The organism is Serratia sp. AXJ-M, assembly GCF_046531865.1.
In the GTDB taxonomy this organism is placed as follows: domain Bacteria; phylum Pseudomonadota; class Gammaproteobacteria; order Enterobacterales; family Enterobacteriaceae; genus Serratia; species Serratia liquefaciens.
Window position 1 is genome coordinate 1,478,164 of sequence record NZ_CP059394.1, and the last position, 25,371, is coordinate 1,503,534.

Sequence of the window (25,371 nt, forward strand, 5' to 3'; positions counted from 1 at the left end):
GCGGCAACTCGAAATTCATAGGGTTAATTCTTCTTAACAAGGTGGGTTTTCTAACATCAACATCAGGAGTTTGAATTATGCAACGTCGTCACTTTATAAAAGCTTTTGCGTTGTCCGCCACCGTGATCGGCATGGGGATGGCCTGGGGCGTACAGGCCGCCGACACCATCAAGGTCGGCATCCTGAGCTCGCTGTCCGGCACCATGGCGATTTCTGAAACGCCGCTGAAAGACGTGGCGCTGATGACCATCGACGATATCAACGCCAAAGGTGGCGTGTTGGGTAAAAAGCTTGAGCCGGTGGTGGTGGATCCGGCCTCCAACTGGCCGCTGTTCGCCGAGAAGGCGCGTCAGTTGTTGAGTCAGGACAAGGTGGCGGCGGTGTTTGGCTGCTGGACTTCGGTGTCGCGCAAGTCAGTGCTGCCGGTGTTTGAAGAGCTCAACGGCCTGCTGTTTTACCCGGTGCAGTACGAAGGGGAAGAGATGTCGCCGAACGTGTTCTACACCGGTGCCGCGCCTAACCAGCAGGCAATCCCGGCGGTGGAGTATCTGCTGAGCGAAGACGGCGGAGCGGCCAAACGCTTCTTCCTGTTGGGAACCGACTACGTGTATCCGCGCACCACCAACAAGATACTGCGCGCCTTCCTGCATTCGAAAGGGATCCAGGATAAAGACATTGAAGAGGTCTATACGCCGTTCGGTTACAGCGACTATCAGACCATTGTCGCCAACATTAAAAAATTCTCCGCCGGGGGCAAAACGGCGGTGATCTCCACCATCAACGGTGACTCCAACGTCCCCTTCTACAAAGAGCTGGCCAACCAGGGGATCAAGGCTACCGATGTGCCGGTGATTGCCTTCTCGGTCGGTGAAGAAGAGCTGCGCGGTATCGACACCAAACCGCTGGTGGGTAACCTGGCGGCCTGGAACTACTTCGAGTCGGTGGATAACCCGACCAACAAGCAGTTTGTCAGCGAATGGCGAGCCTACGCCAAGGCCCATAACTTGCCGAACTACGCCACCGCCGTGACCAACGACCCGATGGAAGCGACCTATGTCGGCATTCACATGTGGGCGCAGGCGGTTGAGAAGGCCGGAACTACCGACGTTGATAAGGTGCGCGCCGCCATGGCCGGGCAGACCTTCGCTGCGCCATCGGGCTTTACCCTGACCATGGACGCCACCAACCACCACCTGCATAAGCCGGTGATGATCGGTGAGATTGAAGGCAACGGTCAGTTCAACGTGGTGTGGCAGACTGATGCGCCTGTTCGCGCTCAGCCGTGGAGCCCGTACATTGCCGGCAACGACAAAAAGCCGGATCACCCGGTAAAAGGCGGTCAGTAAAACCCGGTTCCCCCGCTGCGGCGGGGGCAGGCTACGACGCCCCATTGCGACGAGACACCCGATGAAACTTTTCTCTTTAAGCCAACTCAGGCCTCTGTGTTTTCTGCTGTGCTGCCTGCCGATGTTCGCGCAGGCGGGGCCAGCCGATGAATTTGCTACGGCCAATCGCACGCAGCAAGCCAAATTATTACAGGCATGGGCCACCGCGCCGGATGCTTCGCGACTGCCGCTGCTGCAAGCGCTGAAACAAGAAAGTGTGGTGATCGACGACGCCAAACATGCCTTTGTCCAGCAGGGCGAAAATTACCAGCCCTTGTCTGGCAGCGCTGCCCCGGTCGGCACACCGAAGAAGCTGTGGTTGAACAACCGGCTGCGCATCCTGATTGCCAACGCACTGTCGGCGCATCGGCTGGTCAGCGAGGACCCGGCGGTGCGTTTACAGGCGGCGCAGGCCCTGCAGCGCGAGGCGCAAAGCGATCAGTTGCCGCTGCTGACCCAGCGTTTGGCGCTGGAACAAGACAGCCGGGTGCATGAGGCTTTGAGCATCGCGCTGGCGAATCTGCAACTGAACGATGCCGATGCCGGGGTACGCCTCAACGCGGTGCGCTTGCTTGGCAGCTCGGGCGATCCTGAAACGCAAACGCGCCTGCAGGCGTTGACGGAGACAGGCCATGAGCCAGACGCCGCGGTACGTGCCGAAGCGATGAAAAGCCTGAGCAGCGTGAAACATCGGCTGATGATCGGTGACCTGATCGGCCAGGCATTTACCGGTCTGTCGCTGGGTTCGATCCTGCTGTTGGCGGCGCTCGGTTTGGCAATCACCTATGGCCTGCTGGGGGTGATCAACATGGCGCACGGCGAAATGCTGATGCTCGGCGCCTATTCGGCTTATCTGGTACAGGGGCTGTTTCAGCAGTTTGCGCCGCAGTGGCTGGCGCTGTATCCGCTGGTGGCGCTGCCGGTGGCGTTCGCCATCACGGCCTGCATCGGCATGGCGCTGGAGCGCACGGTGATCCGCCACCTTTACGGTCGGCCGCTGGAAACGCTGTTGGCCACCTGGGGCATTAGCCTGGTGCTGATCCAAGGGGTACGGGTGCTGTTCGGTGCGCAAAACGTGGAGGTCGCAAACCCGGCCTGGCTGTCGGGCGGTATTCAGCTCCTGCCGAATCTGGTGCTGCCGTGGAACCGCATTGCCGTCATCGTGTTTGTGGCGCTGGTCCTGATCCTCACCTGGCTGTTGCTGAATAAAACCCGACTGGGCATGAACGTGCGAGCCGTGACGCAAAACCGCGCCATGGCCGCGTGTTGCGGTGTGCCCACCGGCCGTGTCGATATGCTGGCGTTCGGGTTGGGGTCCGGCATTGCCGGGTTGGGCGGCGTAGCCTTGTCGCAGTTGGGCAACGTCGGGCCCGAGCTGGGGCAGGGTTATATCATCGACTCCTTCCTGGTGGTGGTGCTTGGCGGCGTGGGCCAGTTGGCCGGTACGGTGGTGGCGGCTTTTGGCCTCGGTATCCTCAACAAAATTCTCGAACCACAGATTGGCGCCGTGCTGGGTAAAATTCTGATCCTGGCGCTGATTGTCCTGTTTATTCAAAAGCGTCCTCAGGGGCTATTTGCCCTCAAGGGCAGGGTGAATGACTGATGAGCCAACCTTTGACTGTAACCGGGGTGCAAAAGGCCCCTCGGCTGGCGCTCGGCATCGGCGGGCTGGCGTTGCTGACGCTGTTAATCATGCCGTTTCTCGCGCTGTTACCGGCGGATCACCCGCTGGCGATCTCCACCTATACCCTGACGCTGGTAGGCAAAATTCTGTGCTATGCCGTGGTGGCGGTGGCGCTTGATCTGGTGTGGGGCTATGCCGGGTTGTTGTCCCTGGGTCATGGGCTGTTTTTCGCCCTGGGTGGCTATGCCATGGGCATGTACCTGATGCGCCAGGCGGCGGGAGAGGGCCTGCCGAGCTTTATGGCGTTCCTGTCCTGGAGCGAACTGCCCTGGTTTTGGAGCGGCACCCAGTATTTCGCCTGGGCATTGTGCCTGATTGTGCTGGTGCCGGGCGTGCTGGCTTTTGTCTTCGGCTATTTCGCCTTCCGTTCAAAAATCAAAGGCGTTTATTTTTCCATCATGACGCAGGCATTGACCTATGCCGGCATGCTGCTGTTCTTCCGCAACGAAACCGGGTTTGGCGGTAACAACGGCTTTACCGGCTTCACCACGTTGCTGGGTTTTCCGATCACCGCGACCGGCACACGGGTGGCGTTGTTTCTGGCAACGGTGTTGCTGCTGGCGGCCAGTTTGGCGATCGGCTTTGCCCTGGCGCGCAGCAAGTTTGGCCGGGTGTTAACCGCGGTGCGCGATGCGGAAAATCGCCTGACGTTTTGCGGCTACGATCCAAAAGGTTTCAAGCTGTTCGTCTGGACGCTGTCGGCGGTGCTGTGCGGCCTGGCCGGGGCGTTATATGTGCCGCAGGTGGGCATTATCAACCCGGGTGAAATGTCGCCGACCAACTCGATCGAGGCCGCTATCTGGGTGGCACTCGGCGGACGCGGCACCTTGGTGGGACCGCTGCTCGGTGCCGGTATCGTCAACGGCGCCAAAAGTTGGTTCACCATGGCGATCCCGGAATACTGGCAGTTCTTCCTTGGCCTGATGTTTATCATCGTCACGCTGTTCTTGCCCAAAGGGGTTATCGGCCTGCTACGCAGAGGGAAATCACAATGAATTCGCTGCAAATGACCGACGAGTTGTTTACCCAACCGTTGCCGGCGGATAAACATCGCCAGCAAACCGATCCGGTGCTGTTGCTCGACAAGATCAACGTCAGCTTCGACGGTTTTCGCGCACTGAGCGATTTGTCGCTGCAGATTGGCGTAGGGGAATTGCGCTGTGTGATCGGGCCAAACGGGGCGGGGAAAACCACCTTGATGGATGTGATCACCGGCAAAACCCGGCCGGACAGCGGCAGAGTATTTTACGATCAAACGGTCGATCTGACCGCGTTGGATCCGATGCAGATTGCCCAGGCCGGCATTGGCCGCAAGTTCCAAAAGCCTACGGTGTTTGAGGCACTGACGGTGTTCGAAAATCTTGAGATTGCCCAGAAGGCGAAGAAATCGGTGTGGGCCTGCCTGCGCGCCAGGCTGAGCGGCGAACAGCGCGACCGTATCGATGAAATGCTGAAAACCTTGCGGCTGGACCATGAGCGACATCGGCCCGCCGGACTGCTGTCCCACGGGCAGAAGCAATTTCTTGAGATTGGCATGCTGTTGGTGCAGGAGCCGTACCTGTTGCTGCTCGACGAACCGGCAGCCGGAATGACGGATGCGGAAACCGAGTACACCGCCGAGCTGTTCCGCGCATTGGCGGGCAAGCATTCGCTGATGGTGGTAGAGCACGACATGGGCTTTGTCGAAACCATCGCCGATCATGTCACCGTACTGCATCAGGGCCAGGTGCTGGCGGAGGGCTCTTTGGCGCAGGTGCAGGCCAACGAGCAGGTGATTGAAGTCTATTTGGGGCGCTGAGGAACCACTATGTTGCAGGTTAATGAGCTGAATCAATACTACGGCGGCAGCCATATATTACGCGGCCTGTCGTTTGAGGCCCGCATCGGTGAGGTGACTTGCCTGCTGGGGCGCAACGGCGTGGGGAAAACCACGCTGCTGAAATGCCTGATGGGGCTGATCCCGGTTAAAAGCGGCACCCTCAGTTGGCAGGGAACGGCCCTTAACGGCAAAAAACCGCACCAGCGTGTACAAGCGGGGATCGCCTATGTGCCGCAGGGGCGAGAGATTTTCCCGCGCCTGACGGTAGAGGAAAACTTGCTGATGGGACTGGCGCGTTTTTCCGGCACCGAGGCACGTAAGGTGCCGGAGCATATTTATGAGTTATTCCCTGTCCTGTTGCAGATGAAAGATCGGCGCGGTGGCGATCTCTCTGGCGGGCAGCAACAGCAGTTGGCGATTGGGCGTGCGCTGGCCTGTCGGCCGCAGTTGTTGATCCTCGACGAGCCGACTGAAGGGATCCAACCTTCGGTGATCAAAGAGATCGGCGCTGTGATCAAGCAGTTGGCGGCAGGTGGTGATATGGCGATCCTGCTGGTAGAGCAGTTCTATGATTTTGCCGCCGAATTGGCAGACAGCTATCTGGTGATGTCGCGTGGCAGCATCATTCAGCGTGGGGCAGGCAGCGCGATGGAGCAGGACGGCGTACGCGGGCTGGTGGCGATATAAACGTGGGGATGACCCAATAAATTGCGTGCGGGTGGGATCCCGGGAGTGATGCAAAAGCCTGATGATTCTTACCCAATGGATATCTTCACGAAAATAAATGAGATGCCCAGTGGCTGGCAGAACGCAGAGATCTTGTGCAATCAAGGCTACGTTTCTGCCAAGCTGAAAATGGCTAAGATTATCAAATGCCTTATGAATATGGTTAAGGTAGCCTTCGGCGGCTTGTAATCCATACCGCTCCAGGCCATAGAAATAAATACTTTCCATGTCATCCAGCGCTTTTGGGCGGACGACTATTTTTCTCCGCATCCTTTTGTTTTACTCCGTATTCTTTCCATGAACACATCTCGATCCCACTCTTGGGCATCGCCACTATTTTCACCTTCGGCGATCAAGCGGCGCAGTTCTTCCAGTTTTGATGCAGCTGTACGTTCGCGCAGGGTACGTACCGATTCGCGGATGACCTCGCTTGGGGTACGGTAGTCGCCGCTGGCGACCAGGCCTTCGACAAACCCACGCAGTTCTTCACCCAGGTCTACCGTTAACGTTCTGCCCATTGTGCGCCTCCATCAATTATGTCGCTTTTGTAAGATTTGTTCTTACAATATAGTTGCTAAGATACTCCAGGAACTGACCGACTGCAAACCTCGGTCCGTTTGGATAATCGGGGATACACCTAAAATAATTAAGGATAATTATGAACGAAATCAATATCTCACGCCTGTCTTGTATCGTCCTGTCACTGTTTCCGGCCCTGTGGGGGATTTTCAGCCTGCTGAACAATACTGCGGATTTTGCCAATACCGCCCGGCATGCCGTGGGGCCCCTGCTAACTATGCAAAATACCTATCAGGTGCCCGGTCTGATGTGGCGTGCCATCACCGCGCCCTGGGCCGGAATGGTCGGGTTGGCGTTTATTACCCTGCTGGAATCTCTGGCCGGGATCGCGGCAACCTTGGGCATAGTGTTGATGGTGAAACATAGGGGTCACTCTTATGCGACGTTCGCCAGAGGCAAAGCCTGGGCCATGCTGGGTGCGCTATGTGCGATTGCTGTATGGGGGATCGGTTTTATGGTGGTCGCTGGCGACTGGTTTATGGCCTGGCAGGCCAAGGAGGATCCGCTGGCGGTGCAGCTGGGCGCCTTGCTGTATATGGTGCCCAATACGCTGGCGCTGATGTTGTTGATGCTGCAACGGGACTCGCGATAGGCGCTGAGGGGGCGACATTTTAATAAAACTGCGGCGAAGTTCGCGAAAGTGTTGCCAAATGCTAACCTGCCGCAGTCTGTCACATTTCGTTCATAATTGTGCCATAGCATAATGACTATTAAATAAATTGATAATAAATCAACAGGTTAAATTTTTTAAGGGAACAGGCATGAGCGATAAACCACAGAATGATTTGCCGCCGTCGGCGCAGGATCAACAGCAGCAACCGAGCAACCCGGCGCGTCGCCGCTTTTTGGCGGGGGCGACGGCATTGGGCGTTGGCGCCTCCATTGCCCCCTTGGCCGGAGCCGCGGCGGAGGGGAACAAAAAAGTGCTGCTAAACGCTTTGCCGCAAAGTGCGCAAAACTCATTGCTGCGGCGCTATGTGAAGAATGTGGTGGTGATTTACGCCGAAAACCGCAGTTTCAACAACCTGTTCGCCAATTTCCCCGGGGTAGAAAAACCGCTGTCGGCGCTCAAGCCGGAGGAGTACCAGCAGCGCGATCGCGATGGTCAACTGCTGGATACGCTGCCGCCGATCTGGAAAGGCCTGGTGCCGAAGGCTCAGGAAGTCGGGCATGTTAACTACAAAATCGACGAAGATGCGGTTTTTACCACTCAACTGCCGAACCAGCCGTTTGTGCTGACCGGGCCGCAGGGGGAAAACCTGCCGCATGGCGTGGTAACTCGCGATCTGTGGCACGTGTTTTATCAGAACCAGATGCAGATCAACGGCGGCAAAAATGACAAATTCGTCGCCTGGGCCGATTCCGGTGCTCTGACCATGGGCTATTACGGCGACGGCGCATACAACCTGCGGCTATGGACGTTGGCGCAGGAATTTACCCTGTGCGATAACTTCTTCCAGGGGGCGTTTGGCGGCTCATTCCTCAATCATCAGTATCTGATTTGCGCCCGCCCACCGTTCTACCCCGACGTGCAAAACTCTGTCGCCAAAGACGGCATTGCTCAGCTTGAAAGCGACGACGTGACGGACTGGCGTTTAAAGCCGTTGAGCGATTCGCCGGTCAGCGCTTCATTCGGCATTCCGCTGTTCGGCAAAAGCCTGCTGACGCCGGACGGTTACGCGGTCAATACCATGGCGCCACCGTACTGGCCGTCATGGACGCAGGATGAGAAAGATCCGACGTTGGCGGATGCCACCATGCCCAACGTTATGCCGCCACAGAAACACCCGCACATTGGCGATTTGCTCAGCCAGAAAGGGATCGATTGGGCCTGGTACGCCGGTGGTTGGCAGTACGCGCTGGACAACCGCAAAGATCAGGGTGATTTCCCCGGCGCACCGGATTTTCAGTATCATCATCAACCGTTCAATTACTTTGAAAATCTGGGGCCGGCCAACCCGCAGGCGCGCGAAGCTCATTTGCGTGATGGCGGCATTGGCGATTCAACCGCCGGCAATAAATTCCTGGCGGCGGTGGAAGCGGGCACCTTGCCGCCGGTCGCTTTCTACAAGCCACAGGGCAACCTCAATATGCACGCCGGCTATTCGGATGTCGAAGCCGGCGACCGTCATATTGCCCATATTATCAATAGCCTGCGTAATGGCCCGCAGTGGGATAACAGCGTGGTGGTCATTACATTCGATGAAAACGGCGGCTGGTGGGATCACGTTGCACCGCCGCAGGGGGATCGTTGGGGACCTGGCTCGCGCATTCCAGCGTTGGTGATCTCACCGTTCGCCCGTAAGGGATATGTCGATCATCAAGTGTACGATACCGGATCCATCTTGCGATTCATCAGTCGGGTGTTTGATTTGCCAACGCTGGAAGGGCTGGCAGATCGCGATAAGGCAATGGCGACGCGTGGCCAGAAACCCTTGGGGGATCTGACCGGCACGCTGGAGTTTCCGGGGTAATCTCATGCTTGAGCGCTGGAGTTACAGCGCTTTCGACATATACCAGATGCCGATGGAACCTTGGGCGCTGGTGTAGCAGGTCTCGCCGCAAATGCTCAGCCCCTGACGTTGGTAAAAACGCTGGGCGCTGGTGTTGCGCTTTAGCACCTCCAGCCACAGCGTTGTCTGCCGGCGTTCGAGTGCCCGCTGCTGTACCTGTTCAAAAAAACGCTGGCCGTAACCCTGGCCGGCATATTCCGGCAGGAAATAGATTTTCTGCAGTTCTGCGCCCGTCTGTTGAGTGGGCGCCAGCAGGCTGTTGAAGTTCAGCCGTGCATAGCCCACCAGACGCTCGTCTTCATAGCCCAACAGCCAGCACACGTCCGGATCCTGCAGGGTCTGCTCCAGGGCTTCGACCGCAAAGTCCTGAGCCAAAAAAGCATCCAATTCCGCTTTATGGTGCCAAAGTTCGCCAAAATGGGCCTGATAAGTACGAATACCGACGTCACGAACTAGCGCTAAATCATGGCGTAAAGCCTGGCGAATACTGAACATGTAAACCTCTTGATGGATAGGAACAGGCCTGTTGGCGAGGATTTAGGCAATCCAGCGCATCCTCAATATACTCAATATCCGCATACCGGAGGGAGTATGACCGAGAAACAACACACCCATCGTCGACAGGGACATCGCATGGCCATGCAGATGCTCACTGCCGATCAGCTACAACATCTTAAGCCAAGTAAAGGTTCGGCGCGATTCCTGGTAGTTGAAATCGATCCCGATGCTCATCAACCCCAAAGGCCAGAGTCACGTCGGTAATAACGCTTTGCGTAAAAAACTGACGGACATGGTCAATGACCTCGCGGTGGATCCGAATACGGCGATGCAAATGCTGGAGATTGCGTGGGATAGGGTGACAAAGTCTGCTGGAGTGAAGATTCCGGTAGCTGAAGTCGACATTGAAAGCGAAGCCAGTGAACCTGACGCTTTAATGGAAACGAGTTATCTATTGCTGTTAGCACGGTATCAGTGACAGATAAAAGCGTTTTAATACATCTATTCGAACTGGCCGATCGCATGGGGATGACGCTTCTGGAGGGGGTTTGAGCACGCCAATATTATCGGTTTAGCGCTTTTCCTCTCTTCTTCCTGATTCTGACTGAGCCCGATCAGTCCAAATGTTTCGGCGTCTCGCGCCTGAATCCCAGACCGATAATCCGGCCAAACAAATGTGGCAACCAACGGCTGTTGCCTACCCGGGCCATCAGTTTGGAGCTCTCGCCGGCACGGCGTTTTTTCGGCCTGCGCTGGCTCATTTTGATTTGCAGGAACTGAGTGGCTTTGGTGGGGAAGTTGCGGCGTCGCTGTACCTGCTGCAGGTGTTTTAGCTGCAAGCGCTGGCTGCGCAGCGGGGGAATGATCGCGTTGGCGGTCGCGACTGCATCCTGAATCGCCAGATTCACCCCAACGCCACCGATGGGTGACATGGCGTGCGCGGCATCGCCAATGCACAGCACGCCCGGCTTGGCCCACTGATCCAGACGATCGATGCGGATGCTGAGCAGCTTCACCTGTTGCCAACTGACGATCGTTTGCAGGCGATGATCCTGGAACGGTGCCACCTCGGCAATCTGCAGTAAAAAATTATCCAGTCCGTCTTGTTGGATCGCCTCGAAGCTGCCTTTGTCGATCGAATAGCCACACTGCCAGTATTCACCCCGGTCGATCATGATGAAGTTTTGCTTTGGCCCGGTGTGGCCCATCGACCAGGCCGGATCGCCTTCCTGTTTATCGATTTTCATCCACAACACGTCGCGCGGTGAGCCAAAACTGTGGCTGCTGAGAGAAGCCTGTTCACGCACCACCGAGTTGCGTCCGTCGGTACCTATCACCAACTGGCAGCGAACGCGGATCGGCCCTTCCGGCGTGTCCGCCAGCACGCCGCAGACCTGGCCGCGATCGTACAACAGCTGGTGCACCTGCGCGGACTTGATCAGTGTGAATTCGGGAAAGGCGGCGGCCTTTTCTGCCAGAAAGTTGAGAAACTCCCATTGCGGCATAAAGGCGATAAATTTGCAGCGGGTTGGCAAGCGTGTGAAGTCTGCCAGCCGAATGTCACGCCCGGCGATCTCGGCATGCAGCGTTTCCGCACGCTGGTGTGGCAGAGCCAGCAATGCTTCCAGCAGGCCAAGCTGGTGCATGATTTCCAGCGTCGAGGGGTGAATGGTATCGCCGCGAAAATCACGCAGAAAATCGGCGTGTTTTTCCAGCACCGTCACGTTAATGCCAGCCCGAGCCAACAAATAGCCGAGCATCAGCCCGGCGGGGCCGCCGCCAACGATACAGCAACGGGTGACATAAGGCGTGATCAGGGACTGTGGCATAGCGGTGACCTCAACGAGTCGCATCCTGCAAATCGTTATTGAAAACTTTATTATGATAATGATTATCAATATCAAATAAGGCTGTCAACCCGTGGCACTGTGTGGTCAAAGAGTGAAAACCGATTTTTTTGCCCGTGCTCGCCTGGCGTCAGGCTTTACCTCATCCTGAATGGCCGCCCCGTCGTCACCGGCGGGCAGGGGGAAGAGTATTCCCGAAGCCCTTGCTGAAAGCGGTTGACCCGCGATGCCTGACGCGCCATCTTTATCCATAAATCGGTATTATTTTGATTAATGGTTCTTAAAAACGGGACGGTCAGTATGGGGCGTGTCACCTTTGATCTCGAAGATCTGCGCAGCTACGTTACCGGTATTGAGTTGGGCAGTTTCGCTAAAGCGGCGGAGCGGCTGGGGCGCTCAACCTCGGCGGTCAGCGCGCACCTGAAAAAGCTGGAGCAACAGGTTGGCACCCCGATTCTGCGCAAGGCCGGGCGCAACATGGTGATGACCGAGGCCGGCGAGACATTGCTGGGCTATGCCCGCCGGCTGCTGGAGCTGAACGATGAGGCCGCCGCGGCGGTGCGCGGGCTGGATTTGCATGGCCGGGTACGCTTGGGGTTACAGGAGGACTTCGGGGAAACCTTTTTGCCGCAGGTGTTGGGCAGTTTCACTCGCGCGCATCCGCGTGTGCGCATCGAAGCGCGGATCGCCCGCAATGCCGAGCTGATCGACTGGGTATTGAAAGGGGAGCTGGATTTGTCGCTGGCGTGGGACGGGGGCATCAGCACGCCATTTCACCAGGCGCTGGGGCAAAGGCAAATGCACTGGATCGCCTCGCCTGATTTTGATCTGTCGCTCTGGCGCAGTGGGCATGAACCGCTGCCGTTGGTGATGTTCGACGCCCCTTGCCTGATGCGCAGTGCGGCGACGCAGGCATTGGATCGCGCCGGGATTGCGTGGCGTGTCGCCTTTACCAGCCGTAGCCTGAATGGCGTATGGGCTGCCGTCAGCGCCGGGCTGGGAGTGACGGTACGCACCGATGCCGGGCTGCCGTCGGGATTATCCCTTCTGCCGCCCGGCATGTTACCGGCGTTAAGCCCGCTTGGCGTGGTGTTGCATCGCGCACAAGAAACTCCAACGGCGGCCATTCAGCGGTTGGCGCAAATCGTGGCCGACAGAATCAAAAACTAGTCTTGCTCGATCGGCTGATTGCCGCTCAGCGCACCCCATTCGGTCCAGGCGCCGTCATACAGTTTCACCTGTTTTGCATCGAGGGAAAACAGGCCAAAAGCCAGCACTGCCGCGGTTACCCCAGAGCCACAGCTGGTGATGATTGGCCCGTTGAGATCGACGCCCTTGTCGCTGAAGGTTTTCTTGAGGGCTTCCAGCGATTTGAAGCGGCCGTTTTCCAGCAGTTCGCCGTAAGGAATATTGATGCTGCCGGGAATATGGCCACGGTGCAGGCCGGGGCGCGGCTCTGGGGCTTCAGCGTAAAAACGCGGTGCGGCGCGTGCGTCGAGGATCTGCACCTGCGTGTTCAGCGCCTGTTTCACCTGCTGCATAGTGACTACCGCGTCTGCATTGAAGCGGGCGTTGAAGGTTTGCTGCGTGCGTTGCGTTGCGCCGGTTTCCAGCGGTTGGCCCAGCGCAGTCCAGCCGTTGAGGCCTTCGTCCAGCACATAAACCTGCTGCGCGCCAAAGTTACGGAAGGTCCACCAGCCGCGTGGGGCAGAGAACTGATTGCCCTCGTCATAGAACACAATGGTGTGTTGATCGCTAATGCCCAACTTGCCTGCCGCCGCGCTGAAGGCTTCCGCCGTGGGCAGCATATGCGGCAGATCGGTGTTTTTATCCGCGACGTCATCGATATCGAAGTACACCGCGCCCGGGATATGACCGCGTTCAAATTCGGCAAGCATATCTTTTTTCGGTACCAGGCCGACCGGAGACATTCTGACATCGACCACGACCAGATTTTCATCGTTGATATGTTGTGCAAGCCATTGGGGAGTAACCAGAAACGGAGAGTTCATCGTCATTGTTCGCCTGTGGTGAAAACGGTTTTTCACTATACACCAGCGCGCACTCCGATGAGGTAAGATGTTAGCTCAATGGCGAAAACGGGAGCCAGGCGGGATGACGGATAAGCATTTTGGCGGCGCGAAAATCGCGCTGTTGTGCGGCAACAGCGTGCTGACCTATCAGCGAGACGACAAGCCCGACATTCCCTGGCCTGGCTGCTGGGATCTGCCCGGTGGCGGGCGCGAAAACGACGAAACGCCGCTGCAATGCGTGCAGCGGGAAACCCTGGAAGAGTTCGGCCTGCGGATTGCCGCTGGGCAGGTTCTTCACCAGCAGCGCTACGAGGGGATTTTCGCCGGCTATCCACCGACCTGGTTTATGCTGGGCGAAATCACCCCGCAGCAGATTGCCGCCATCCGCTTTGGCGATGAAGGGCAGCGTTGGCAGATGATGACACTCGACCGCTTTATCCATCACCCGCAGGGGATCTCCCATCTTCAACAGCGGCTGGCGGGGCACCTGCAGCGTTAGGGTAGATCCTCGGCCTCCACCCGGGCGATCAGCGCCTCCAACTGACGGTCGGAAAAGACCTCAATGCCGTTCTGACGCAGCAGTTCGGCGGTGACGCCGCTGCCGGGTTTGGTCTGGCCGCTGAAAGAGCCGTCGTAGATAAATTGGCTGCCGCAGGACGGGCTGCCGTCGGTGAGCAGGGCAAAGCGGCACCCGTGGCGCCGCGCGGTTTCCAGCGCCAGATGGGCGCCAAGCAGGTAACTGTCGGTGACGTCACCGCCGCTGATCTCCATAACCCGAGCCCGTTGCGCGAGCACCGTGGCCCCTTCGGCGGCCGGGGTGATTTCTGCTGAGGGACGTGGCGTGGAGAAGCCGGCGGCCAGTTCCGGGCAGCAAACCACCAAACGGCCTTCGCGCTGCCAGCGCAACAGGGTGGGATGGGGCAACGGTTTATCGGAACCGTTATAGCGAACTTTAAAACCGGCCAGGCAGGCGCTGAATAAAATTTTTGACGGCATGGGTCTGTCTCTGTCGCAGTGGCGAAAGCGTGGCACAGGTGGCCCACGCGCGCGGCTTTAACATAGCAGAATCAACCCGCCGAGGGCAGGGCCAAACGGTTAATCTCCACCGGTTCAAGGATGCGCAAGTCTGTCTCGCGCCGTGCCACGGCCAACATTGCCAGTCCGATACGTTCGGTGGTGGTGACCTGATTGGGGAACAGCCGTTGGGCGCCAAACCACAGCGGTTTAAAAAGCCGGTACAGCAGATCATAAAGCCGGGTTCGGGAGCGGATGCCGTGCAGCGGCACGATAACGCCCGGGCGGAACATCACCGCATGGAACGGCAGCGCCAACAAGGCATTTTCGGTTGCGCCCTTGACCCGTGCCCACATGCTGCGGCCTTGTTCGCTGCTGTCGGTGCCGACGCCGGAGACGTAAATAAAGACCATGTTCGGGTTTAACCGCGCCAGCGGGCGGCCCGCGGCCAGCGTCAGATCGTAGGTCAGGGCACGGTAGCGTGCTTCGCTCATGCCGGCGGAAGATACGCCTAGGCAGAAGAAGCAGGCGTCATAACCGCTGAGCTGAGCCTCCAGGGCGGACAAATCACTCAGATCGGGCAACGTCAGTTGGCGAAGCTTGGCATCGCTTTGCGCCAGTTCACTGCGGCCGATGCTCAGCACTTCCGTCACCTGCGGATCGAGCAGACATTCGCGCAGTGCGCCTTGCCCGACCATGCCGCTGGCACCGAATATTATCACTTTCATAACCTGTTCTCCTGACGCCCGGCGATGCGTTGATGACGCCAGCGGTTCGGCGTTTGTGATTCCCATTGCATAAAGGCGCGGCTAAATGAATTCAGTTCTTCGAACCCGAGCACGAAGGCAATTTCACCGGGCTCCAGATCGGTATCCGACAGCAGATGACAGGCCGTACGGTGGCGGGTTTTATCCAACAGTTGCTGGTAGCTGTAGCCGTGCTGTTGCAGACGACGCTGCAGGGTGCGTGGGCTGAGGTACAACTCGGCAGCCACGCTGTTCACGCTGGGTCGTTGTCCGCGCATGCTACGGGTGAGGATCGCCATCACCCGTGCGGGCAAACTGTCGTCCTGCTCGACCTTGGCCAACTCGGCTTCCAGCCCGGGCAGCAGCACGGCCAGCATGTCCTGGTTATAGGTGATAAAGGGCTTCTGCATCAGCGCACGATCAAACACCAGCACGTCCAACGGGGCGTCGAAGCGGATCGGACAGCTAAAATGGCGCAGCAACGGCGAAGCGGGATCGTGGTGCCGCGTCAGTTCAATCGCCCTCGGTTGAATAGCCAGGCCGGTGCCACGACGGCACAGAGTGGTGATGGACGCAAACATGGCGTCCACCAACAGTTCAGGGGCATGACCTTCGGCCATGGTCCAACGGGTGTGCAACCGCACGGCCTCGCCATCTTCCGTCAGCGTCAGTTCTTCGGGACACACCAACCGCTTGTAGCGGGCGACTTTTTGCAAGGCCTCCCCCAGCGTCGCCGAATGCAGCGCCGCGACCGAAGCGATATCGTAATGCTCCGGTGCGACGTCACTGCCGAGGCGAAGACCAAAGGCCGTATCATCGGTCAGGCGCGGGAGCGCCTGCCAAATATCAAAGAACTGCCTGGTGGAAAGTTTGACCTTTTCGCGCCCGTGGCTGAGCAGCCCGCTGGGGAGGCCGGCCAGTTGACCAAGCTTTTCAATATCCACCCCCAGCGCTTTGAGACGAATGGCTAAGGCGCTGGAGACCGGGATTTGATCGCTGCTCATGGTGTTCCTTATGATTTGCCGGCCACCAACGCCGCCATGGTTTCGTGATCCGGTTGGCTATCGTCCCGATCGGTGCTCAGGCTGAGGTAACGGAATTTGGCATCCGCCGCTTCACGTTCGGCCTGCACCTGTCCGGCGATAAATACCGCATCGCTGCCGAGTAACAGGCGCAGCGGGGGTTCATCCATCTCGGCGATCTGCAAGATAACCTGCGCGGCCTTGGCCGGGTCGCCGGGTTGATGGCCGTTATGCTGTTGCAAGTAGTCTAGCATGGGCCCAAGCGTTGCCTGGTAAGCGGCGCTGACAGGGGCGATGGTCATTGATGAGCCGGCCCAGTCGGTGCGGAAACCGCCGGGTTCAACCAGGGTCACCTTCACGCCGAAGGGCGCAATTTCTTTTGCCAGCGATTCGGAGAAGCCTTCGACCGCCCACTTGGCGGTGTGGTAAGCGCTCAGACCCGGTACGCCAAGGCGTGCGCCTATGGTGGAGATCTGAATGATATGGCCGCTGCCCTGTTGACGCAGCACCGGTAGCGCCGCGCGGGTGACGTTAAAAACGCCATAGAAATTGGTATCGACCTGGGCGCGGAAATCGGCTTCATCGGCATCCTCCACCGGCGCGATGTTGCCATAGCCGGCATTGTTGACCACCACATCCAGTCGGCCGAAGCTGTCTATTGCTGTCTGTACCGCACGTTTGGCGGCCACGGCGTCAGTAACGTCCAACGCCACGGTGACCACTTGCTCACCGTACTGTTCCACCAGCGGTTGTAACTGCTGTGGCTGGCGTGCGGTCGCGACCAGACGGTGGCCGGCGGCCAAAACAGCCTGCGCCAACTGCTGGCCCAAACCGCGTGAACTGCCGGTAATTAACCATACCTGAGACTGAGACATAACCACCTTCCTGTACCTGCTTGTTGAAGAGGTTCTACTCTAGAAGGTTCGGCCACATGCGGATAATCCGATTGCGCCAGAGTTTAATCCGATCGCGCCAATGTGATGTCGCGCTCTGGGGCGTGCGCCAGCATCAGCATTTGAATGGTCTCGCCAACCCGTTGCACCGCTTGTTCAATCTCTGGCGTCAGCTTGGGCGCATAGTTGATACGCAGGCAGTTACGGTATTTACCGGAGGCGGAAAAAATGCTGCCGACGGCGATCTGCACACCCTGTTGTTCCAAATGGCGATTTAGCCGCAGGGTATCAAACGCTTCATCCAGCTCAATCCACAGCATAAAGCCGCCGCGCGGTTGGCTAACACGGGTACCGGGCGGGAAGTACTTCATAATCCATCCGGTCATCACGTCCCGGTTCTGCTGGTAGCGGGTACGCATGCGCCGCAGATGTTGCAGATAGTGGCCGTGACGGATGAATTCGGCAATCGCCAGCTGTGGCTGGGTCGCGGTAGAGCCGGTGCCGATATATTTCATGTGCAACACGCGCTCCAGATAACGCCCTGGGGCAATCCAACCGATGCGCAGGCCGGGCGCCAGCGTTTTGGAGAACGAGCTGCACAGCAATACCCGGCCGTCTTCATCGAAGGATTTGATGGTGCGAGGCCTTGGGTATTGGTAGGCGATATCACCGTATACGTCGTCTTCGATGATCGTCACATCGTAGCGCTGCGCCAGCGTCAGCAAACGCTGTTTACGCTCCTCCGGCATAATGTAACCCAAGGGGTTATTGCAGTTGGGCGTCAACAGAATGGTTTTCACCGGCCACTGCTCCAGCGCCAGTTCCAGCGCCTCCAGGCTGATCCCGGTCAGCGGATCGGTAGGGATTTCCAACGCCTTCATGCCCAACCCTTTCAGCGTTTGCATGGTGCCGTGAAAGCAGGGGGAGTCTACCGCCACGATATCCCCCGGCTGGCAGACGGCGCGCAGGCCGGTGAACAACGCCTCGTGGCAGCCGGTGGTGATCACCAACTGGTCGGCGCTAATCTGGCAACCGGAGTCCAGCAGCAGCCGGGCGATTTGTTCACGCAAGCCGATAACGCCTTGAATGCTGTCGTAGAGCAGGCTGCGCAGATCGCCGTGACGGCCCAGGGTGCCCAGCGCTTTGGTCAACGGTTTCAGCGTAGGTTCGCTGATATCCGGCATGCCACGGCCGAGCTGGATCACATCTTCGCGTGGTTTATTACGGATCAGTTCCAGTACCTGCTCCCACTGCGAAATATCTACCGGTCGTTGCACCGGACGGGTGACGGCGGGAAGCTCGGCCAGAGTGCGGCGCCTTTGTACGAAATAGCCGGATTTGGGGCGCGCTTCCACCAGTTGGCTCTCTTCCAGCAGGCGATAGGCCTGTTGCACCGTGCTGATGCTGACGCCGTGTTCCAGGCTTAGCGCGCGCACCGACGGCAGACGATCGCCGGCCGGATAGAGCCCCTGTTCGATGCGTTGGCTAAGGAGCGCGGCCAGGGTGGCGTAGCGTGTCATACAGATACCCAAAGTGAGAATGGTTGAGGAAAAAACCGGTACAGATGAGATTAAATTAGACCATTCAGATAGGCAGAGACAGCTTTTGTATGGAAAAAATATCAACGCCCTGAATCTGTATTGTTTTTCGCGCGATCAGCATCATAGGTTTCGTGATCAAACCGAAAGAGGATCTGTGATGAGCATTTCTGTTGAGGGCGAACCGGTACAGCACCGGGCGAGATTTCCACTTTGGCAGTTGTACCTGCAGCGTTATCGCACCCGTAGATCTTTGTTGCAGTTGGACGATGCCCAACTGGCGGACATTGGTCTGTCGCGCGCGCAGGCAATGCAAGAAGGGCGCAAGCCTTTTTGGAGAACATAAATGTTGAAATTGTTGGGTAAGGCTTCGTCGATCAATGTGCGCAAAGTATTGTGGACCAGCCATGAACTGGCGTTGCCGCTGACCAGAGAAGACTGGGGCAGTGGTTTTCGCTCCACGCAAACACCGGAGTTTTTGGCCCTCAACCCCAATGGCCTGGTGCCGGTATTGATTGACGGCGATCGGGTGCTGTGGGAATCCAACACGATTTGTCGTTATCTGGCGGGCCGAGAAGGGCGTCAGGATCTGTTGCCGACAGAACCGGGCGCACGGGCAGCGGTAGAAATGTGGATGGACTGGCAGGCCACCGATCTCAACAACGCCTGGCGCTATGTTTTCATGTCGCGAGTTCGCCAGGATGCCGCCTACCAGGATCCGGAGCGACTGGCAGCGGCGGAGCGGGAGTGGAACAGGTTAATGGGCATGATCGAACAGCATTTGGCGCAGGGGAATGCTTATATTGCTGGCACGACCTTTAGCCTGGCGGATGTGGTCATTGGGCTGTCGCTCAATCGTTGGCTGATGACGCCTTTCTCGCGCCCGGATTACCCAGGGTTACAAGGGTATTTGCAACGGCTGCAACAGCGGCCGGGTTTCTTGCTGTATGGTGCCAACGGGTTGCCATGATATGAAATAAAATATTCATTTTGGCCTGACATCTTTGGCCAGAAGACGCAGCGTACCCTCGAGGCTGCCTCGTTACATTCCCGTCTGCAAGGTTTCATGAACGGCATCACGGATATGAGTTTTATTTTTCTCTTTGCTTGTTATTGAAATTTATATTTCATATAACCGTATCACAGACGGCGCGTTTCATTGAGTGGCGCGCTGACCAGATTACGGATACAGGCAACGGGAGAGGGTGATGAAACAGGTACGCGTTGGTTTAATTGGCACCGGCTACATTGGGCGCTGCCACGCTATTGCTTATGCGCAGGCTGCCACGGTATTTCCACTGAAGGGGGAACTGGTGTTGGAAATGCTGGCGGAAGTGACGCCGGAGCTGGCGCAGCAGCGCGCTGCGGAATTTGGTTTCTCTCGTTCGACCGCCGACTGGCGCCAACTGGTGGCCGATCCGGCTATTGATGTGGTGGATATCTGCGCGCCGAATTTCCTGCATAAGGAGATGGCGCTGGAAGCGATTCGTCACGGCAAACACGTTTATTCTGAAAAACCGCTGGCGTTGGACGCCAAAGACGCCGCTGAAATGGTGCAGGCCGCTCGCGCCAAGGGGGTTAAAACGCTGGTGGGTTTCAACTATATGAAGAACCCGACCAGCCAGCTGGCGCGCGAAATTATCGCCAATGGCGAGATTGGCGAAGTGGTGCATTTTTACGGCACCCACAATGAAGATTATCTCGCCGATCCGCGTACGCCTATCGACTGGCACTGCCGCAAGGCCACGGCCGGGTTAGGCGCGCTGGGCGATTTGGCGGCGCATATTGTTAACATGGCGCATTACCTGGTGGGTGACATTGTGGCGGTCTCCGGCGATATGCAGACCATCATCAAACAGCGCCCGGATGCGAAAGACCCTACGCTGATGCATCAGGTTGAAAATGAGGATCAGGCCAGCGCGCTGGTGCGTTTTGCCGGTGGCGCCATGGGTACCATCGAGACTTCACGCATTGCCTGCGGGCGCAAGATGGGGCTGACCTACGTGGTCACCGGGACCAAGGGCACGTTAAGTTACACCCAGGAGCGAATGGCGGAGCTGAAGCTGTATCGTCACGATGAGCCGGCGGAGCGCCAGGGGTTTAAAACGCTGCTGGTAGGCCCTAAGCATCCGGATTACGCCGCCTTCTGTATTAGCGCGGGGCACGGCATTGGTTTTAACGATCAGAAAACGGTGGAGATCCGCGATCTGGTTAACGGCATTGCCGCCGGTGATCGCATGTGGCCTGACTTTGAAGAAGGCTGGAAAGTATCTTGCGTGCTGGATGCGATAGCCGCCTCCGCCGAACAGCGGCGCTGGCTGGAAATTAATCGCGATTAGCCAAGGGCTATGACGCTCACAACTTGAGAGCGTCATAGCTTAACTGGCTAATAAGTTAATAGGCTATTAGCTTGATAACTTGCTGCGGTGATAGCCTGCCAATCAAAAAGCGAAGCAGGAACAACCGAATGCGCCCCAAAAGGCATTGTCGTCTGAAACAGGAATGCTGGAACGGCGGGCGACGTCATGCTGATGCGCGTGCACGCCGCAAGGGCCGCAACACTGGTGCGCCTGGCTCAGCACCCCGACGCGGGCCGCGGCTGAAGGAGGGGCAGAGCGATAATGCCCCGGCACCTGGGTCACCGGCGACCAGTCAGGCAGTACCGGAATTGCCGGCGGCGCCAGCGGTGAAAAACTGCCGGCGGCGTATACCACCTTGCCGTCCACCACCGTCATCACCGATTCAATCCCCTTGATCTGCTCCTCGGGTATGCTGAAATAATCCTGCGACAGCACGGCCAGATCGGCTAACTGTCCGACCTTAATCTGTCCTTTTTTACCCTGTTCGGTTGAGAACCAGGCGCTGCCCTGGGTCCACAACATCAGGGCCGTTTCGCGATCCAATCGCGCACTGTCGTCGTACATCGCCATACCGCCAACGGTACGGCCGGACACCAGCCAATACAGCGCCGTCCACGGGTTATAACTGGCCACGCGGGTGGCGTCGGTGCCTAACCCTACCGGCAACTCGGCCGCCAGCATTTTTGCGACCGGCGGCGTCTGTTTGGCGGCTTCTTTGCCGTAGCGTTCGGCAAAGTATTCCCCCTGAAATGCCATGCGATGCTGTACGGCAATGCCGCCGCCCAGCGCTTTCACACGCTCGATGTTACGTTCGGAGATGGTTTCCGCGTGGTCGAAGATCCAGTGCAGGCCGTTGAACGGAATATCGCGGTTCACCTTTTCGAACACGTTCAGCATGCGGCTGATGGATTCGTCATAGGTGGCATGCAGGCGGAACGGCCAGCGGTGCTCGACCAGATGGCGCACTACGCGCTCGAGCTCATCTTCCGTACCTTCCGGCAGATCCGGACGCGGCTGGAGGAAATCCTCGAAGTCGGCGGCGGAGAACACCAACATTTCACCGGCACCGTTATGACGGTAAAAATCGGTGCCCTGACCGGGTTTCAGCATGTCGGTCCACAGCTGGAAATCTTCCAGCTCCTGCTTCGGTCGCTGAGTGAACAGGTTATAGGCGATACGCAAAGTGAGTTGCTGCTTATCGTGCAGTTCGGAAATCACATGATAGTCATCGGGGTAGTTCTGGAAGCCGCCGCCGGCGTCGATGGCGCTGGTCAGGCCCAGGCGATTGAGCTCGCGCATAAACTGACGGGTGGAATTGACCTGTTGTTCAAGCGGCAGCTTGGGCCCTTTGGCCAGCGTGGCATACAGGATCATGGCATTAGGCTTGGCAATCAGCATGCCGGTTGGGTTGCCGTTGCCATCGCGCTGGATCTCGCCCCCCGGCGGATTTGGCGTGTCTTTGGTGTAGCCCACCACTTTCAGCGCGGCTCGGTTGAGTAAAGCGCGATCGTACAGGTGCAGAATAAACACCGGGGTGTCCGGCGCCGCCTGATTGATTTCGTCCAGCGTTGGCATGCGGCGTTCCGCGAACTGGAATTCGGTCCAGCCGCCGACCACCCGTACCCATTGTGGGCTGGGGGTACGCAGTGCCTGCTCTTTCAGCATGCGCAGCGCATCTGCCAACGACGGCACGCCTTCCCAACGCAGCTCAAGATTGTAGTTCAGACCGCCGCGGATCAGGTGCAGGTGCGAGTCATTGAGGCCGGGGACGGCGGTGTGGCCGTGCAGGTCAATCACCTGAGTTTCAGGTCCTGCATGCTGCATAACGTCGTTTTCACTGCCGACGGCGAGGAATTTGCCGTCGCGGATAGCAACCGCCTGGGCGGTAGGCGCCTCGCGATCGACGGTGTGAAATTTACCGTTGGTGATAATCAGGGAAGCAGAGTTACTCATAACGTTCTCCCGGCAGGCCGCCTAACGGCGGGTGAGCCATTGATGAAATATGCGTGTGACTATCGGCATCCAGAGGAAGACCACCAGGGCAACTACGGTGGCGTCATTAAGCAGGTGGCCGACCAGCGTGCCGTTCAACTGCGGCAACAGGTTTCCCCAAAACCAGGGCACCAGATTGGTGGACGGAAAAATCACCAGTAAGGTGATCAAAAATTGTTTCCACTTGGCGGGCTGGCGGGTATTGGCGCTCGGCGGCGTGAACCAGAATTCTGCGCCGGGCCGAATTTCAATGCTGTCGCTCTCCAGCAGCAGCGGCGAAACTTCCTCGATGTAGCGTTTGCGCAGCGGTGAATTCACCCACTGGGACAGGTTGTCGAGGTTGTCAAAACGGACCAGTACGGTGTAGGCCTGCTCATGACCGGTGGGGCGGATCACGTTAACGCCCAGATGTCCGGCAAAGTTGGCGGCTTCGGGCATAATGCGCTTCAGCCAGGCCTCGTAGGCCGGTTCCTGCCCCGGCGCCAAACGGTGAGTGATAACTAGCGTGACATGCTGCGGGTGGGCCATAGCACCGACTCCAGAAAAACCCCGGCGACGCGGCCGGGGTTAGGTTTATTTCGCCACCCGCGCCGGGGCGTGATGCACCATGGTGTAAGCGTAGTCAACGCCCATGCCGTAAGCACCGCTGTGTTCGCGCACCAGTTCCATAACTGCGTCGTAAGTCTCTTTGCGCGCCCAGTCGCGTTGATACTCCAATAGCACCTGCTGCCAGGTTACCGGGATGGCACCGGCCTGCACCATACGGTCGATGGAACGCTCATGCGCATCCACCGAGGTACCGCCGGAAGTGTCGGTGACCACGTAAACTTCATAGCCTGCCTCGAGCGCCATCAGCGCCGGGAAAGTCAGACAGACTTCGGTCCACAGCGCGGAAATCACCAGCTTTTTGCGACCGGTGGCTTCAACGGCCTTTACGAAGGCTGCATCTTCCCAGGAGTTCATCGAAGTGCGTTCAATCGGGGTGATTTCAGGGTGAACCGCCAACAGTTCTGGCCAGATATAGCCGCTGAAACTTTCGGTTTCAACCGAGGTGAAAAGGGTGGGAACATTAAAAATCTTGCCGGCTTTCGCCAGACCGACCACGTTGTTTTTCAGCTGCTGGCGATCAATATTGGCCACGCCAAAAGACATTTGCGGCTGGTGGTCAATGAAAATCAGTGCAGAATTATCTTTATCAAGCAATTGAAACTTAGACATTATTTACCTTCCCAGAAAGACTTAGGTTTAACAACGGGTGAATGTAACGTCGATAAACCGCATGGTAGGCAGGGGCTGATTTCAAAGATAGCGCAGAATTTTTGCCGTCTTGTTGAGTTTTTTTATACACGGAGAGGGAGCGATGAGGTTAAACCTGGAAGCGTTATTGATTTTGGATGCGCTCGATCGGCATGGGTCATTTGCGGCGGCTGCCGCCGTGCTGTTTAAAACACCTTCGGCGTTGAGCTATATGGTGCAAAAAATGGAGAGCGATCTCGACATCACCTTGCTCGATCGCTCAGGCCACCGCGCCAAATTCACCGATACCGGCAAGTTGATGTTGGAAAAGGGCCGGGTGCTGTTGCGCGCCGCGCAGGATTTGGAGCAGCAGGCTCGCTATGTGGAAAACGGCTGGGAAAGCGAAATTACGCTTGGCATTGATGCCTCGTTTCCTTTTGAACGTCTGTTGCCGCTGATGGAAGAGTTTTATCAGCAGAATCACCATACCCGGCTGCGCGTTAGTCACGAGGTGCTGGCGGGATCCTGGGAGTCGCTGGTTTATGGTTGTGCGGATATTATTATTGGCGCGATTTGTGAACCCCCGTCGCGGGTAGGCTATGCTTTTAGTCAGTTGGGTCGGTTGGACTACGTATTTGCCGTCGCGCCGCAACACTCGCTGGCGACAATGCCGGAGCCTTTGCCGAAGGCAGAGATCCGTCAGCACCGTGCGGTGGTGGTGCGTGATACCTCAAGGGTGAACGCACCGCAGAACCTGAATATTCTCGAGGAGCAGGACACCTTGACGGTGTTCGGTTTCGACGCCAAGTTGCGGGCGCAGCTCAGCGGTCTCGGCTGTGGTTATTTGCCGCGTTATTTGGCTGAACCTTACCTGAAAAGTGGCGAGTTGGTCGCGAAAAACGTCGAATCTGAGCGCTGCAGCGACGTCGCTTATTTTGGCTGGCGTGAGAATAACGCCGGTTTGGCGTCCAAATGGTGGCGTGAACGCTTGCAGCAGTGTGCCGATGCCGGGAGCCTGTACCCGGCATCTTGATGCCCCGCCATTGTGCGGAACGACAAGGATGCAGAATGATGAAAACAGGGATGTGGCTTTTGGTAGCGTTGTTACCGTTGCTGGCCGGTTGTAATACGGACCACCGTTCCGAGGCTGCCGGGCTGGAGAAACCGATGTCTGCCGCGGCATCGGTGCAGCCGCCGTCGGGCAACTACCCGGAAAGAATGCGGCGTGCCATTACGCAAGAAATGCCGACGCTCGGCAAATACAAATCCCAAACCTGTTCGATCAGCATTCATCTGTTACCGGACGGCTCCCTGAAGGATTTCAAGGTTCTGGCAGGCGATGCTGAGTTTTGCGCTGTAGCAAGTCAGGCAGTACAGCGCGCCAAACTGCCCAAAATGACCAGTCAGACCGAATACGCCTTATTCAACAGCTCGGTGCTGGATTTCGTTCCCTGATGCCGATGGCTTACCGCATCGGATGAGCTCG

Annotated in this window: 27 protein-coding genes and 1 pseudogene; 15 read left to right on the top strand and 13 right to left on the bottom strand. The window is 57.7% G+C overall.

Going from position 1 to position 25,371, the window contains the following annotated elements:
• The first annotated feature begins 77 nt into the window (after positions 1-77).
• The 5 genes from urtA (at position 78) to urtE (ending at position 5,575) form a co-directional block, all read left to right on the top strand.
• Positions 78-1,346 (top strand): urea ABC transporter substrate-binding protein, encoded by a 1,269-nt coding sequence (gene urtA / locus H0S68_RS06940; protein ID WP_020825842.1) that lies wholly within the window; start codon positions 78-80, stop codon positions 1,344-1,346.
• Positions 1,347-1,407: 61 nt separating this feature from the next.
• Positions 1,408-2,988, top strand: a complete 1,581-nt coding sequence (gene urtB / locus H0S68_RS06945) for an urea ABC transporter permease subunit UrtB (protein WP_048761414.1) — start codon at positions 1,408-1,410, stop codon at positions 2,986-2,988.
• Positions 2,988-4,064, top strand: a complete 1,077-nt coding sequence (gene urtC / locus H0S68_RS06950) for an urea ABC transporter permease subunit UrtC (RefSeq protein WP_122077754.1) — start codon at positions 2,988-2,990, stop codon at positions 4,062-4,064. The genes urtB and urtC overlap by 1 nt, the downstream gene beginning before the upstream one ends.
• Complete coding sequence (gene urtD / locus H0S68_RS06955; protein WP_201895595.1) at positions 4,061-4,867, top strand: urea ABC transporter ATP-binding protein UrtD; 807 nt, start codon at positions 4,061-4,063, stop codon at positions 4,865-4,867. Before urtC ends, urtD begins: the two co-directional genes overlap by 4 nt.
• Positions 4,868-4,876: 9 nt before the next feature.
• Complete coding sequence (gene urtE, locus H0S68_RS06960) at positions 4,877-5,575, top strand: urea ABC transporter ATP-binding subunit UrtE (RefSeq protein ID WP_020825846.1); 699 nt, start codon at positions 4,877-4,879, stop codon at positions 5,573-5,575.
• Positions 5,576-5,668: 93 nt separating this feature from the next.
• Here the strand turns inward: urtE and H0S68_RS06965 are convergent.
• Together H0S68_RS06965 and H0S68_RS06970 are read right to left on the bottom strand one after the other, a co-directional pair.
• Positions 5,669-5,884, bottom strand: a pseudogene (locus H0S68_RS06965) (type II toxin-antitoxin system RelE/ParE family toxin); the annotation flags it as partial.
• Complete coding sequence (locus H0S68_RS06970; protein ID WP_046374171.1) at positions 5,869-6,132, bottom strand: type II toxin-antitoxin system ParD family antitoxin; 264 nt, start codon at positions 6,130-6,132, stop codon at positions 5,869-5,871. The pseudogene H0S68_RS06965 and the gene H0S68_RS06970, both read right to left, overlap by 16 nt.
• Positions 6,133-6,272: 140 nt before the next feature.
• On the opposite strand from H0S68_RS06970, the gene H0S68_RS06975 reads away from it, so the two are divergent.
• Positions 6,273-6,785 carry a DUF2165 family protein gene (locus tag H0S68_RS06975; RefSeq protein ID WP_116690929.1) on the top strand — a complete coding sequence of 171 codons (513 nt, stop codon included), beginning with the start codon at positions 6,273-6,275 and terminating at the stop codon, positions 6,783-6,785.
• Between the two features lie 169 nt (positions 6,786-6,954).
• Positions 6,955-8,667, top strand: coding sequence for an acid phosphatase (acpA, locus tag H0S68_RS06980; RefSeq protein ID WP_115059478.1), 1,713 nt, complete (start codon positions 6,955-6,957; stop codon positions 8,665-8,667).
• A gap of 21 nt (positions 8,668-8,688) precedes the next feature.
• Here acpA and H0S68_RS06985 read toward each other — a convergent pair whose 3' ends face one another.
• Positions 8,689-9,201, bottom strand: a complete 513-nt coding sequence (locus H0S68_RS06985; protein ID WP_020825851.1) for a GNAT family N-acetyltransferase — start codon at positions 9,199-9,201, stop codon at positions 8,689-8,691.
• A gap of 229 nt (positions 9,202-9,430) precedes the next feature.
• Here H0S68_RS06985 and H0S68_RS06990 point away from each other — a divergent pair, with 229 nt between their 5' ends.
• Positions 9,431-9,682, top strand: coding sequence for a hypothetical protein (locus H0S68_RS06990; RefSeq protein ID WP_130015973.1), 252 nt, complete (start codon positions 9,431-9,433; stop codon positions 9,680-9,682).
• Positions 9,683-9,818: 136 nt separating this feature from the next.
• Here the strand turns inward: H0S68_RS06990 and H0S68_RS06995 are convergent, their stop codons facing one another.
• Entirely contained in the window at positions 9,819-11,033 is a 1,215-nt protein-coding gene (locus H0S68_RS06995) for an FAD-dependent oxidoreductase (RefSeq protein WP_128863987.1), read from the bottom strand.
• Between the two features lie 318 nt (positions 11,034-11,351).
• On the opposite strand from H0S68_RS06995, the gene H0S68_RS07000 reads away from it, so the two are divergent.
• Positions 11,352-12,221, top strand: a complete 870-nt coding sequence (locus tag H0S68_RS07000) for a LysR substrate-binding domain-containing protein (protein WP_115059475.1) — start codon at positions 11,352-11,354, stop codon at positions 12,219-12,221.
• On the opposite strand, the gene sseA is transcribed toward H0S68_RS07000, so the two are convergent.
• Positions 12,218-13,063, bottom strand: coding sequence for a 3-mercaptopyruvate sulfurtransferase (sseA, locus tag H0S68_RS07005; RefSeq protein ID WP_410529451.1), 846 nt, complete (start codon positions 13,061-13,063; stop codon positions 12,218-12,220). The two genes, H0S68_RS07000 and sseA, sit on opposite strands and share 4 nt — an antisense overlap.
• A 103-nt stretch (positions 13,064-13,166) precedes the next feature.
• Here sseA and H0S68_RS07010 point away from each other — a divergent pair, with 103 nt between their 5' ends.
• On the top strand, positions 13,167-13,583 hold the full coding sequence (locus H0S68_RS07010) for an NUDIX hydrolase (RefSeq protein WP_410529265.1): 417 nt from the start codon (positions 13,167-13,169) through the stop codon (positions 13,581-13,583).
• On the opposite strand, the gene H0S68_RS07015 is transcribed toward H0S68_RS07010, so the two are convergent.
• From H0S68_RS07015 to H0S68_RS07035, 5 genes are all read right to left on the bottom strand, one after another.
• Complete coding sequence (locus tag H0S68_RS07015; RefSeq protein ID WP_262255156.1) at positions 13,580-14,080, bottom strand: DUF523 domain-containing protein; 501 nt, start codon at positions 14,078-14,080, stop codon at positions 13,580-13,582. The genes H0S68_RS07010 and H0S68_RS07015 overlap by 4 nt on opposite strands.
• Positions 14,081-14,151: 71 nt before the next feature.
• On the bottom strand, positions 14,152-14,826 hold the full coding sequence (locus H0S68_RS07020) for an epimerase (RefSeq protein ID WP_409324684.1): 675 nt from the start codon (positions 14,824-14,826) through the stop codon (positions 14,152-14,154).
• Positions 14,823-15,848, bottom strand: a complete 1,026-nt coding sequence (locus H0S68_RS07025; RefSeq protein WP_410529266.1) for an AraC family transcriptional regulator — start codon at positions 15,846-15,848, stop codon at positions 14,823-14,825. Before H0S68_RS07025 ends, H0S68_RS07020 begins: the two co-directional genes overlap by 4 nt.
• A gap of 8 nt (positions 15,849-15,856) precedes the next feature.
• Complete coding sequence (locus tag H0S68_RS07030) at positions 15,857-16,741, bottom strand: oxidoreductase (RefSeq protein WP_020825860.1); 885 nt, start codon at positions 16,739-16,741, stop codon at positions 15,857-15,859.
• 83 nt (positions 16,742-16,824) lie between these two features.
• Positions 16,825-18,279: a PLP-dependent aminotransferase family protein gene (locus H0S68_RS07035; protein WP_048761448.1), complete on the bottom strand. Its 1,455-nt coding sequence runs from the start codon at positions 18,277-18,279 to the stop codon at positions 16,825-16,827.
• Between the two features lie 178 nt (positions 18,280-18,457).
• Between H0S68_RS07035 and H0S68_RS07040 the strand changes: the two genes are divergently transcribed.
• The 3 genes from H0S68_RS07040 to H0S68_RS07050 all read left to right on the top strand — a co-directional run bounded on the left by H0S68_RS07040 (position 18,458) and on the right by H0S68_RS07050 (position 20,636).
• Positions 18,458-18,643, top strand: coding sequence for a DUF1127 domain-containing protein (locus tag H0S68_RS07040; RefSeq protein WP_046374161.1), 186 nt, complete (start codon positions 18,458-18,460; stop codon positions 18,641-18,643).
• Positions 18,644-19,267, top strand: a complete 624-nt coding sequence (locus tag H0S68_RS07045; protein ID WP_130015977.1) for a glutathione S-transferase family protein — start codon at positions 18,644-18,646, stop codon at positions 19,265-19,267.
• Positions 19,268-19,505: 238 nt separating this feature from the next.
• On the top strand, positions 19,506-20,636 hold the full coding sequence (locus tag H0S68_RS07050; RefSeq protein WP_020825864.1) for a Gfo/Idh/MocA family protein: 1,131 nt from the start codon (positions 19,506-19,508) through the stop codon (positions 20,634-20,636).
• A gap of 102 nt (positions 20,637-20,738) precedes the next feature.
• On the opposite strand, the gene H0S68_RS07055 is transcribed toward H0S68_RS07050, so the two are convergent.
• From H0S68_RS07055 to H0S68_RS07065, 3 genes are read right to left on the bottom strand one after another with little or no spacing between them, the layout of a single operon-like run.
• The gene (locus tag H0S68_RS07055) at positions 20,739-22,610 is read right to left on the bottom strand and encodes an amidohydrolase (RefSeq protein ID WP_410529267.1); all 1,872 of its coding nucleotides are present in this window, start codon (positions 22,608-22,610) and stop codon (positions 20,739-20,741) included.
• A gap of 21 nt (positions 22,611-22,631) precedes the next feature.
• The gene (locus H0S68_RS07060) at positions 22,632-23,177 is read right to left on the bottom strand and encodes an antibiotic biosynthesis monooxygenase (RefSeq protein WP_115059469.1); all 546 of its coding nucleotides are present in this window, start codon (positions 23,175-23,177) and stop codon (positions 22,632-22,634) included.
• A 45-nt stretch (positions 23,178-23,222) separates the two neighbouring features.
• Positions 23,223-23,867 carry a hydrolase gene (locus H0S68_RS07065; protein ID WP_020825867.1) on the bottom strand — a complete coding sequence of 215 codons (645 nt, stop codon included), beginning with the start codon at positions 23,865-23,867 and terminating at the stop codon, positions 23,223-23,225.
• 142 nt (positions 23,868-24,009) lie between these two features.
• On the opposite strand from H0S68_RS07065, the gene H0S68_RS07070 reads away from it, so the two are divergent.
• Positions 24,010-24,918 (top strand): LysR family transcriptional regulator, encoded by a 909-nt coding sequence (locus tag H0S68_RS07070; RefSeq protein ID WP_262215367.1) that lies wholly within the window; start codon positions 24,010-24,012, stop codon positions 24,916-24,918.
• 35 nt (positions 24,919-24,953) lie between these two features.
• Entirely contained in the window at positions 24,954-25,340 is a 387-nt protein-coding gene (locus H0S68_RS07075; protein WP_020825869.1) for a cell envelope integrity TolA C-terminal domain-containing protein, read from the top strand.
• Positions 25,341-25,371 lie beyond the last annotated feature (31 nt).